At 56.1% G+C, this 11,850-nt stretch carries 10 protein-coding genes; 1 reads left to right on the top strand and 9 read right to left on the bottom strand.

Features of this window, described 5'->3' with window-relative positions; all coding sequences use genetic code 11:
- Nucleotides 1-27: 27 nt before the first annotated feature.
- The 9 genes from AC2FFE_RS18770 to AC2FFE_RS18730 all read right to left on the bottom strand — a co-directional run bounded on the left by AC2FFE_RS18770 (nucleotide 28) and on the right by AC2FFE_RS18730 (nucleotide 10,074).
- Nucleotides 28-1,218, bottom strand: a complete 1,191-nt coding sequence (locus AC2FFE_RS18770) for a Gfo/Idh/MocA family protein (protein WP_496847371.1) — start codon at nucleotides 1,216-1,218, stop codon at nucleotides 28-30.
- Entirely contained in the window at nucleotides 1,211-1,885 is a 675-nt protein-coding gene (locus tag AC2FFE_RS18765; RefSeq protein WP_496847370.1) for a hypothetical protein, read from the bottom strand. The genes AC2FFE_RS18770 and AC2FFE_RS18765 overlap by 8 nt, the downstream gene beginning before the upstream one ends.
- The gene (locus tag AC2FFE_RS18760; protein WP_496847369.1) at nucleotides 1,875-3,065 is read right to left on the bottom strand and encodes a Gfo/Idh/MocA family protein; all 1,191 of its coding nucleotides are present in this window, start codon (nucleotides 3,063-3,065) and stop codon (nucleotides 1,875-1,877) included. Before AC2FFE_RS18760 ends, AC2FFE_RS18765 begins: the two co-directional genes overlap by 11 nt.
- Nucleotides 3,052-3,888 carry a citryl-CoA lyase gene (locus AC2FFE_RS18755; RefSeq protein ID WP_496819223.1) on the bottom strand — a complete coding sequence of 279 codons (837 nt, stop codon included), beginning with the start codon at nucleotides 3,886-3,888 and terminating at the stop codon, nucleotides 3,052-3,054. Before AC2FFE_RS18755 ends, AC2FFE_RS18760 begins: the two co-directional genes overlap by 14 nt.
- Nucleotides 3,885-5,777 (bottom strand): bifunctional sugar phosphate isomerase/epimerase/4-hydroxyphenylpyruvate dioxygenase family protein, encoded by a 1,893-nt coding sequence (locus tag AC2FFE_RS18750; RefSeq protein ID WP_496847368.1) that lies wholly within the window; start codon nucleotides 5,775-5,777, stop codon nucleotides 3,885-3,887. The genes AC2FFE_RS18755 and AC2FFE_RS18750 overlap by 4 nt, the downstream gene beginning before the upstream one ends.
- Nucleotides 5,777-7,072 carry a TRAP transporter large permease gene (locus tag AC2FFE_RS18745; RefSeq protein WP_074736095.1) on the bottom strand — a complete coding sequence of 432 codons (1,296 nt, stop codon included), beginning with the start codon at nucleotides 7,070-7,072 and terminating at the stop codon, nucleotides 5,777-5,779. The genes AC2FFE_RS18750 and AC2FFE_RS18745 overlap by 1 nt, the downstream gene beginning before the upstream one ends.
- Complete coding sequence (locus tag AC2FFE_RS18740; RefSeq protein WP_496819221.1) at nucleotides 7,069-7,644, bottom strand: TRAP transporter small permease; 576 nt, start codon at nucleotides 7,642-7,644, stop codon at nucleotides 7,069-7,071. The genes AC2FFE_RS18745 and AC2FFE_RS18740 overlap by 4 nt, the downstream gene beginning before the upstream one ends.
- A gap of 29 nt (nucleotides 7,645-7,673) precedes the next feature.
- A complete protein-coding gene (gene dctP / locus AC2FFE_RS18735) occupies nucleotides 7,674-8,684 on the bottom strand; it encodes a TRAP transporter substrate-binding protein DctP (RefSeq protein ID WP_496819220.1) in 1,011 nt (336 codons plus the stop codon).
- Nucleotides 8,685-8,772: 88 nt separating this feature from the next.
- A complete protein-coding gene (locus AC2FFE_RS18730; RefSeq protein WP_496819219.1) occupies nucleotides 8,773-10,074 on the bottom strand; it encodes a Gfo/Idh/MocA family protein in 1,302 nt (433 codons plus the stop codon).
- On the opposite strand from AC2FFE_RS18730, the gene AC2FFE_RS18725 reads away from it, so the two are divergent.
- Nucleotides 10,073-10,726, top strand: a complete 654-nt coding sequence (locus tag AC2FFE_RS18725) for a GntR family transcriptional regulator (protein ID WP_496819218.1) — start codon at nucleotides 10,073-10,075, stop codon at nucleotides 10,724-10,726. The genes AC2FFE_RS18730 and AC2FFE_RS18725 overlap by 2 nt on opposite strands.
- Nucleotides 10,727-11,850: the final 1,124 nt, after the last annotated feature.

The following is an 11,850-nucleotide window of genomic DNA, read 5'->3' as shown; positions in this document are numbered from 1 at the left end:
GTGTTTTACATTCTTGTTGGCAGTGCCTTAGAGAGTGACCCAGTCCCCTCCAGACTGGTGAGAGCGCACAGAGGCATCAATGAATCGGACACCGTCTGCGCCTTGTTCGACACTGGGATAGGTCAGCCAATCGGCCGGAACAGTAACGCCATCCCGACGCGCGGCTACGGCCATGGCAAATTCCGTATAGAGGTTGGCCCAGGCTTCGATAATCCCTTCAGGGAAGCCGCGCGCGGTACGGATCAGACGTTCTGCGCCGGGGCCGATGCCATGCCCGTGACCTCGGCTGATGATACGATCCGGATCACCAAATCGATTGAACTTCAACTGTTCCGAATTCTCCAAGTCCCATTCCAGACCTCCTTCGCTCCCGAATATGCGCAACCGCAAACCGCCTCGATTTCCCGGAGCAAGACGCGTTGCCATGAGAGTGCCCGGAACCTCATTTAGGTAACGAGTGAACATGAACACCGTGTCTTCCAAAGGCTTTGGAGCGCCGCAGACATGAAACTCGGCCCGTAGGTCGGTCAAGGGCAGGCCTGAGACAAAACTGGCCAGATGCGCGGCATGGGTGCCGATATCGCCGACACAGCTGGTCGGACCAGAAATCTTTGGGTCCAGCCGCCACTTTACATGAGGCGCATCGGCCACATCTTCGGGCGTCATCCAGTCTTGCATGAACTCGACGTGGATTTGGTTGATTTTACCGATGCCACCTTCCGCCACGATTTGTTTGGCCTGACGGATTACTGGAAAACACGACATCGCATAGCCGACAGCAAAGATGTGTCCCGTGCGCGCGGTAATCTCCTCAAGCCCCTCGGCCTCGGCGACTTCGTTGGTCAGGGGCTTGTCGCACAGCACGTCAATGCCCACCTCCAGAAACGCTTTGGCCGCTTCGAAATGAACGTGGTTCGGGGTAGTGATCATTACGGCATCTACGCCATCCGGGCGCGCCGCCTCGGCCGGTGCCATCTCCTCGAACGACGCGTAGCACCGGTCGGCCGGCAGGAACCACTCGGCCCCGCGTACTTTGCTGCGCTCGGCATCTGAACTGAGCGCGCCTGCGGCGACGTCCCATCGGTCGTTCATCCTCGCTGCCATCGCTTGCGTGACAGAGATACGTCCTCCGCCAACAACGCCCAGCCGCAAACGGCGAGACAACCGGGGGAAAGGCCCGTCGAAGTTCAGGTCTTCGGGTAAAAGTCTCTCAGCCATTCTGAACCTCCATGTCCGGGACCCGCGCGCCTTCCGGCAGTATTTCGACAGCCATGAAGATGCTGGGGGTAATGGTCTCGTATTGATGCCAGGGATAGTTGCCTTCGTCGTCATACATAGGCTTGTGGGTCGTGCCCGGGGCCAGAAATTCCTCGAGATAAAGGGTTTCAACGTCCCGTTCGCGGCATTGCTGCATTTTGCCAAAGCCTACGATTTGCGTATGCACTTCGCGAAACCCCGGTACCGGGCAGAACGGATGATCCTTGTGCAATCCGACATTCAGCGGCACCGAGCCTGAGTGGTACATGGTCAGTCCGACGTTACCCACGAAGACCTTCGGTGACATGTAGTGGCTGACACCGCGCAGACGCTCCTCTTGGCGGACATCAAAAGCAGATGGCCACGTATCTTTCACCCATGCGAACAACTCGTATTCATCGGCATGGGCATCGAAACCGTGGACAATGACTGCACGTTCCACGCCGCCAAGCGTGCTGTCTTGCACGATCACGGAAGAAAGCGGTGCAACGGTCTGATCCTCGACAGAGAGATTTCGCCACCCAAGGTTAAGGACGATGGCGCGACCCTCGATAGAAATTCTGTGCTCGTCAGTGATGTGCTGGACGCGAAAGAATGGTTGAGCAAAGTCGAGTGTCTCAATCGGCATGAACCAATTCCTTCCTCTCATCGTTAAGGAAATCGACCGGCAAAGGCTCCGGAGCCGCGCAACGGCTTTCTATCGTTTGATAGGCGCCGAATTTCGGCGCCCGTTCGATCGCGTCCATGACCTCGAAAACGTGGTAGGCAAGCGCTCCACTTGCACGGGGTTGGCGTCCTTCTTGCGCCGCCAGGGCCAGATCCAAAAGGCCGAGACCGCGGCTGTCTTCATTGAACCCGTGTTTGTTTTCGACCACCTGCCAGTCTTCGCGGCCGGTTGGACGAGGCTGATGACACCAGCGCGAGGTCTCCCGCGTTTTCAGCCAGACATCCCCTTGAAAGATATTGGCACCATGAACCGGGTCAGGATCAGGAATGCTGATGGTGCCGTTTTCACCGTAGATCTCGAACCGCGGAGTTTCACTATCCCAGATGTCGAAGCTCATGGTCATCGACCCTATAGCTCCTGAAGAGAACTGCAGCAGGCTTAGGGAGTGCGTGTCGACCTCGACATCCATCCATTCGCCGTTGCGAGGGCCGTTTTCGATCATCCTATTGTCGAACGTGCGCCGAGCCATTCCCGCGACCCGGTCAACGGGACCAAGGCAGCAGATCATGGCGGTCAGGTAGTATGGCCCAAGGTCCAGCAAGGGCCCACCACCCGCCTTGTAGTAGAAATCCGGGTTGGGATGGTGGCGTTCTGTCCCGTGGGTACCGACATGGGCAAAAACCCCTGTCGGTTTGCCAATGGTACCCTCGTCGATCAAGCGCCGAACGGTCTGCCAGCGACCGCCCAGAAATGTGTCGGGCGCGCAACCGACCAGCAACCCCTTTTCAGAGGCCATGTGCAGGATCGCCTTGCCATCCGCTCGATTCATAACCAACGGCTTCTCGGAATAGACGTGCTTGCCCGCCTCCAACGCGCGCAAACTGATTTCCGCATGCGCCGCCGGAATTGTCAGATTCAGAACGCAGTCAATCGTCGGATCGTCAAACACTTCATCTGGAATGCAGGCCTTGGCGACACCGTATTGATCCGCTTTGGCGCGGCTTTCCGAAGGATCAAGGCTTGCACAAGCCACGACCTTGACGCTCGAAAATTTGGATAGTGTCTTTAGATAAATATCGCTGATACGACCACAGCCAATAAGGCCGACCCGGAAGGATTTCGATGTCTCACGTGTCATCATTCCTGTCTTCGTAGAGGGGTAAGTAATTCGGGGGCATCGGCCCTTTGTTCCGCCCCCCCTGGTTCATCTGCTCCCAAGCGTGTGCAAGTATTCCAACCGAGCGGGACAGGCAGAACAGCCCCCGCGACAAGGGCGCAGGAAAGCCAAGCTCGCAGAAGATCACCGCTGTCGCACCGTCGATATTCATGGCAATTGGCCGACCGCCGCGTTGACGACCGAGTTCGGCCTGAACCTCTTCTCCGATATCGGCAAACCGGCCAGAAACTGTGCCTTCTGCCGCCGCATCTCGAACAAGTTGCATCAATCGTGGTGCGCGTGGATCGACGGGCTTGTGAAACCTGTGACCAAAGCCCGATACGATCTTGCCGTAGGTCTCGCACCAACTGTCCAAGCCATCCCGAACAACGTCATTCAGCGAAGCTCCTGCATCCATGCGGACTGCGATATCATAGTACAGCTCTGCACACTGCTCGCCTGCCCCGCCGTGCACGTCGCCCAGCATGTTCACCGCAGTCGCCATCGCATTGTTGAGACCTACCCCGCAGGTGGCGGCCATACGCGCAGCCGCGATTGAGGGGGCTTGCGGACCATGATCCACGCCTGCGACCAAAGCTGCCTCGAACAGGCGCGCTTGAGCGTCGCTGGGCAGATCGCCCCGCACCATCAGCCAGATCATCTGCGGGAGTGAAACGTTCCCGATCAGGTCCTCTATGGCGTTGCCACGAAAAGCGATCTGACCAGGCTTCATGTCGATGATGGAGGTACGCCACCATTGGCGAACGGCGCGCTCATCCATCGTCATGTTTTCATCCAGAACGGTCATTGAGCCTGCACCTCTTTGAGTGTCTGGGTTTTGCTTTGCGCGGCGAGGCGAATGGGCGCGTTACGCGCGCCATAACCGGCATAGCCCATACGGCGTTCAACAATTTCAAAAAAGAAGCCGTTAAAGATCGGGCGGCTGTAGATCTGAAAATACTCGGCACCCGCCGCCCGGTCGTAGAGAATGTTGCCTCGGCGCAGATGGGCAACCAAATCGTCATCCAGCCCGAATGTCGCTTGCAGATCGGCGTAGTAGTTTTCAGGGATGGACAGGCTGGGAAAGCCGGACTTGAGCAACTGGGCTGAGGTTTCAAAAATATCATCCGACTGGAAGGCAATGTGCTGAACACCGGCCCCAAAGCCATCTTCAAGGAATGACGCCGCCAGAGTTCGGCGCCCAACGGCCCCGTTCAGGTTCAGGCGCACTTCGCCCTCGGGGCTTTCAATGGCTTGGCTTTGCACGACGCCGGACGGGTCGGCGACGTTCACGATTGGCGACTTCGCCATCTCAAAAGTCGAAATGTAGTAGAGCAGCCAGCTTTGCATCTCATCATGACGCATCGTCTGGGCCAGATGGTCGATACGGCGCAGACCGGCAGGCTGGGTCGCTTTGGTTTTCGCAACCGGCTCAAACTCGATGTCCCATACTCGATGCAGGTCGGATTTCTCATCGATGAAATGGACAACATTGCCACCAACGCCCCGAATGGCCGGAATATCCAGCTCTCCTGTTCCCACCGGCTGTGAGAAATTCGGTGCGCCCAGCGCGGTCGCCCGCTGAACCGTCTGATCCGCATCTTTGACACGCAACCCCATGTCGCAGACCGAAGGGCCGTGACCCAGGAACGCCGAATGGGCAAAACCTTCCTTTTCGGTATTCACAACGATGTTTATGGCACCCTGCCGCCACAACTCGACGGACTTGCTCACATGCTTTCGCTCCATTCGAAAACACATCGCTGACAGCATGTTTGCCAGCTGCGCGCCGCTTGTTTCATCGGCTGTAAATTCGACGAACTCCAAGCCTGATGCATAGACACGTTCCGGCAGGTCCGGGATGCCAAAATCGGTTCCCGGCTCGGTCCTTGATACCTCATCCAGGAGGTTCACCAGCGACCTGTAGCTGTCTCGGGCAAGTGTCCGGCCACCAGGTTGAGGAGCTGCTTCGTTGACACGCGCAATCGACCAAGGCCCCTTGTATCCGGCGCGGGACAACACCCGCACAAAGCCCGCAAGGTTCAGCGATCCGAGACCGGGCAAAAGCCCGAAGTGGCGCTTGAGCCTGCGGATATCCATCTCAAGCCGGGGCGCATCGGACAGTTGCACATGGAACAGCCGCTCTCCGGGAATGTCCCGAAGGCGGGCGGGCTTGGACCCGTCGGCAAGCGAGAAGAAGGAATTCAAGGCCAACCCCAAATGAGGGCTGTCGATAGATTCAACGACGCCTAACGCCTGCTCATCCGAGTGAACAAGATCCGACCATGGCAAGCCCATATAGGCCAGACGCAATCCCATCTCTTTCGCGATCTGGGCCGCCTCGCCAAGGTCTGCGATGACCTGTTTTTCGGTTGCAGCGGCATCGACCTCGAAAGCGGACCCGATGAGCAGCAATTCCGTGCCCAGATCATTCATCAGATCGAGTTTACGCTTCAGCCGATCAAAGGCACGCTTACGCCCGCTGCCGGCCTGACCTTCAAGGTTATGGAAGGGTTGTAGCAGGCAAATCTGCAGGCCGAGATCTGACACAATGTTCCGGATCTGCGAGGGCGGCCCATCAAAAGCGGTCAAATCCGGCTCGTGTAATTCGACGCCCCCGAATCCCGCGTCAGCGATAGCACTTAGTTTTTCAGCCAGATCACCGGGGATCGACGTTGTCGAAACCGAGAGGCACATTATCCCTGATACCCAAACATCCGCGGCAACCACAGGACCAGATCCGGCATCAGCATCATGATCACCAAGGCGAATATGAGAACCGCGAGGAAGGCCCAGATTTCAGAGATGATTTCGCGCAGCGGAATATCCGTCACGGCGTTGATCACAAAGAGTAGAATGCCATAAGGCGGTGTGATCAGACCGATCATCGAGTTCACGACGACCAGAACTCCGAAATGCACCAGATCAATCCCAAGCGCTTCGCAGGTTGGAATGAACAGCGGCACGATCACAAGGATGATCGTTGTTGCGTCCAACACGCATCCCAGCGCAAGGATCAGCAGGTTAACCAGGATCAGAAAAACAATCGGACTGACATCCGAACCCTCCAGCAGGGCCGAGATCGACTGTGGGATCTGTTCCTGAATGACGATGAAGTTCAGAATGAACGCGCCGCCAATGACCACCCCGACGGCGGCGGAAGAGCGCGCGCTGTCGACGAACACTTGATAAAGGCCACGGAAAGTCAGCGCGCGGTAGAACAACGCAGCCAGTAGCAGGGCGTAGAATGCAGCTACGGCGGCAGCCTCGGTCGGAGTGGTGACGCCGCCATATATGCCGTAGAGCAGGATTGCAGGCATCAGCAGCGCCGGAAACGCGTTGGCGGTTTTTGCGGGCAACTCGCGCAACGGAACAGGTTCTTCCAAAGCAAAGTTCCGCTTTCCGGCCAGATAATAGTTCATCGCCATCAGGACGACGCCCATGATCAGGCCGGGTAGAATACCGGCCAAGAATAGCGACCCGATAGAGGCCTTGGAAACGAGCGCATACAGAACCATCGGGATCGAGGGCGGAATGATCGGACCGATCGTCGCCGAGGCCGCCGTGATCGCAGCAGCATAACCTCGGCTGTAACGGCCATCCTTGGTCATCATCTCAATAATGATCTTGCCGATCCCCGCCGCATCCGCGACAGCCGAGCCGGACATGCCGGAGAAAATCAGCGATGCAACCACGTTGACGTGCCCGAGGCCGCCCTTGAACCGCCCGACCGCAGCGACGCAGAAGTTCAGCAAGCGGTCGGTGATCGACCCCGCGTTCATGATATTGGCGGCGACGATGAACAAAGGCACGGCAAGCAGGATCGTGCTTTTGTAGAAACCCTGCAGGATTTTTTCACCCGCCAGTGCAACGTCCAGACCGGCGACACCCAGATACATCAGTGACGCCAGCAGGATGGAATAGCCGATAGGGGTCCCGATGCCTGCCAGAACAAAGAGTGTGAGCAGGCAGGAAAGAAGCTCAAAACTCATTTGCTTGCGTCCTCGTTGTCTTCCACATCAACGCGGGGATGTTCGTCGACCACGTTGTACCCCACGACCATTTCAAGTTCGGTTTTTGGTGGGCCGTTGCGCATGATGTCAAAGAACAGCCATGCATATCGCGCGGCGACAACCAGCATGAACACGGCATAGATCGAAAACACGGTGCGCAGCGGTATCTTCTCACCTGAGAACGGATTGCGCACCGTGGCGGTCTTGCGGATCTTCATCCAGTCGATGTAGTCCCACGTCGGCAGGAAACTGTAGAGCATCCCTACCACGATCGCTGCGGCCGCGAGCATCGCAAAGACCTGGCGCACGCGCCGGGGCACCGACAGATAGATGATGTCGAACTTTACGTGATCCCGCTCGCGCACGATGAAAGCGCAGCTAAAGAAGATCACCCAGACCCAGAGGATGCCGATCAATTCCAGCGTCCAGCCAGCGGGCGTGAAGAAGTACCGCAACAGAATTTGCAGAAGGAAGATCAGGAATATTGCCGCCAGCATCCCACCGGCAATCGCTTCGGTCAGTCGGGAGAACCCCTTGATGAACGCCTTCATTTTGGTTCTCCCTCCCTAACTATTCAGGTTTAGTTGCCCAGAGCGTTGATCTGCTCCAGAACGCCGTCCGGCCATGACCCGGCAAATTCGCTTTCCAGATACATGGTCTGTACCTGATCACGGAACGCTGCGAGATCGGGTTCGTAAACCTCCATGCCCTGTTCCTTAAGGAAGCTGACGAGGTCCTCTTCCTTCTGCAGCTGCTTCTGGCGACCCGCTTCAGCAGCTGCATCGGCCGCTTCCTGTACCTTGGCCTGCTGCTCGGGTGTCAGCCCATCCCAAACCCCCTTGCCAATGGCGATGTAGTTCAGGTCGACAAGATGAGATGTCAGGACGATCTGATTGGTCACTTCGTAAAATTTGGCATCCACCACAGTCGGCAACGGGTTGTCCTGACCGTCGACGGCGCCGGTCGACAACGCTGTGTAGACTTCAGAGAACGCCATTGGTGTCGGGGCGGCACCCAGTGCCTTCCCGAGGAACTGCCACGCATCGGTGCCAGGCATCCGAAGGTTCACACCTTCCAAATCTGCTGGCGTGGTTACTGTCAGCTCATCCTTGGGCTGACGCAGGTTCACCTGACGACGACCCAGATACATGACCGACAAGAGTTTGACGCCCAGCTCTTCTTCAGCTTTTTGCTTGAAGGCATCCATCAAGGAATCGTTGAAGACAGCCACCTGATGCGCCGCGTCCTGGTGGACATAGCCTGCGGTAAAGATCGAAAACTCGGGGAAGAACTGTGCCAGTTCCTGCGCCGAGGTGATCGACATTTCCAGGTTACCCCGGCTGATGGCGTCCAGCTCGGTGCCTTGGGCGAAGATGGTACCATTGTAGCTGGGCTCATAGCTTGCGAAATCGGCGACCATGGGCGCGAAGACCTCGGCCATGGCGACCGAGCGCTGGTCAGTCTCCGATCCTGATGTTGCGAGGCGAAGTTGAACTTTGTCTTCCGCCAGCGCACCACTTGTTGCGCTAATCAGAACACCGGTTGCGACCAGGGCTGACACAGCAGCCCTGCGGGTAAGTTTGGTAATCACTTTGCTCCTCCCTGAGACATCATGATGCATATTTCCGATTCTGAGTTTTGCCCTATTTTGGACTTTTTGCAAGATTTTTTGAAAAATATCAGATATTTTTCATTGCCTGCAATTTCTGTTGTTGCATTTCCTGAAGGTTTCTTATCCTGACAGTCTCGCCAGTTCTGCAAGAATTCTGAATGGCTTCAATGACTTGAAGTGTTCTGAAGCCTTCCCAGCCGGTCACAATCGGATCTGCTTCGTGCCGAGCAACTTCAACAAAGTGCCCGAGTTGATTGACCAGTGGGTCAGAGGCACCCTTCTTCAGCGCGGTTGATGAGATTGGCGTCCACCAGTCCCTTTGCTCTCTCTGGTAACTCCACAGGCGTAAATCGGGAACGGACAACGAACCATGAGAGCCACCTATCATGTAGCTACTCTCAGTGGTCGAAGGATAGATTGGATATTCCTGAGACGTCATCTCCCAGCTCCATGGAGCGACGATGCTGTCGGACACACTTATGGTCCCAATCGCCCCGCTTTCAAACGTCAACAGCGCACCAGCAACATCTTCGTTGTCGTAACCCCGCTGCGATGCAGCTGACTGGGCCTGTACGGTCACAACCTCTCCGGCCAGATACCGCAGAAGATCCACATCATGGACAAGATTGACCGAAATGGGGCCTGCACCAGGTTTCTTTCGCCAAGGCGCAGCGTCAAAATATCCGTCGGGCTTATAGAACCAGCAATTCGCATGGACAGCGCGCACATCTCCAATCTTCCCATCAACAATGGCTTCTTTAGCTGACTTGATCAGAGGATTGTGCCGACGATGATGTCCGACCATCAGCGGCACATTGGCCTTCTCCGCTTCTTGGACAAGCTCCAGTGCAGTGGTGGCTTCCACGGCGATCGGTTTTTCGACAAGAACGGGACAACCATGTCGAACACATGTGAGGCCTTGTTCGACATGAAGCGTGGTCGGGGTCGCAAGCACAGCTCCGTCCGGCATCTGATTTGCAAACATTTCCTCGAGGGTCTCGTAACATGCGACCCCGTTCTCAACGGCGTAAGCACGGCCTTCATCGCTGGGGTCGACAACTGCGACGAGATCAACATGGCGCAACGCTCGGATAGCGTCTGCGTGGCGGCGTCCAACAAGGCCAATGCCAACAATGGCAATGCGAAAGTTCTTAGACACTTTGCTTCCTTCCGGATGGTCCGGAAAATCCCGAAACCGATGATTGCGATCGGGCTGTTTTGCCCAACTTGGCCACGACCGTATTGGGGTTTTCGCGATTCCGCAATAATGTATGATATTTTTATTTTTACCATACATCAGTTTGGATTGCTGATGTCTCTGAAAAATGCTAATTGAACGAGGAAACTGATAATATCGGGTGAAACGCATGGCGAAACAGCCGTCTACGATAGGTGCAAGTACCTATCAGCGCATTAAGCGGGACATCATTTTCGGGGAGTTGCAGCCCGGCTCCAAACTGAAGCTGGACGCCTTGAAGGAACGCTATTCGGCAAGCCTTTCGACACTTCGTGAAACCCTGAACAGGCTTGCCAGCGACGGATTTGTCGAAGCACCCGAGCAACGGGGTTTCCTGGTCACGCCAGTTTCACGAGAAGACCTGACCGAGATATCAGAGCTGCGCGTTCTTTTGGAATGCCACGCGTTGGAGTTATCCATTGCGAATGGCGACACGGATTGGGAAGGCAACCTGGTTGCCGCACACCACAAACTGCACCTGATGGAACAGCAGCTTCTCAAGGGCGACGAGTCCGAGAAAGAAACCTGGAAACGATATGATTGGGAGTTTCACCAGGCGATGATCGCGGCCTGCAACTCCAAGAACCTTCTATCTCTGCACTCGATCATCTACGACAAGTATCTTCGGTATCAGATGCTCGTACTAACCTATCGCGGCGAAGAGGCCGTCAAGGAGCACAAGGGCATGTTCGATGCCGCGCTGGCCAGAGACGCCGATACAGCCAAGAAATTGTTGGTAGATCACATCCGAAACGGTCTCTCACATACGCTTGAGGCTATGTAGCTCGCTGTTGTTGCTGCCGATCACCGTCGCCTGGATCAGCGACACGGGGCCTGATAGGCAAGTTTAATTTCTGTGCTTACCAGATGAATTTCGTAAGTTCATTATTCAACATCCTAACCCCGCTGCATCAGGCAGCCGTATGAGCAGGGATGAAAACGCCAAGCTTCTGCAGCCAAGGGTTGCTCTGCACCGCCTTAACAAACTGCGAACATCCTTGAAGCGGTTTTATGTGAAGCGATCTCTGGTTGAGTAACGGCCGTTCAGTGGAACGAGTACGAAAGGCTGCCTCGCGGACTTTCCGGACTTATGCACTCGCTGCTGTTGCTAACGCAGCATTTGCCGCCAAGCGCGGCACGCACACCGCTGCGCCGCAGCTGATTTCGCCAGAGAGGTCATTCAAATATGAGCCACTGGCTTGGAACCGCAGGCGCGATCCGTACCGCCTTCGAAGCCCAAGGCATTCAGTTCCTTGACGAAGGCGATGCTTGCCAAATCTCCTAGTGAATGCGCCGTCTTGTTGGATGTCGTCGAACGTGTTGAAGTTCGTGCATTCTCCGAGGCAGCCCTGCGGCGTGACTAGGGGAACCGGGCGAGACTACACCCATTGCATTCCTTGAGGATACCTTCGTACGTCCCAAAGACCAGGGCTCCGGCGTTGGAAGGTATTTACTGAGTGCAGTGCAGTTGTGGGTGTAAGCCGACGAGAACTACAACATTGAGCCCCACTGCCCCGTTTTCGGTTTGCGTCCGAACGGCAGAAGACCGAGCGATGCTTTGTCAGCGAGGAAGGCCGTTAGTTAAGTATATCGGCTATGGCGCCTATCAGGTTCAACACCTCGTGCGTCTCTCGGTTCAACTGATAAACATAGTCTCCAGCACGCACATAGTAGCCGTTTCGTCGCAGTCCATATCGGCTGGGATTGTCGATACGCACATACCCATCGTCGATGTAATCCCCAACCCGATATCGTTTTACTTGGCCTGGCGGCACGCATGGAATTGCTTTTTTGGCCAAGCCAGGTGGACAGTGTCCCGCCTTCGATTTCACGAGAACAGGCTGCACTGCGGCATGTGAACTAATAAGTTGTCCAAGCCCAAGGGTCTGTAAGTCGAAACTCGCACCC

The sequence above is a fragment of the Ruegeria sp. YTSA168 genome (genome assembly GCF_059610045.1).
Note: the sequence above shows the minus strand (reverse complement) of the source record. Positions and strands in the feature narration are given on the sequence as shown.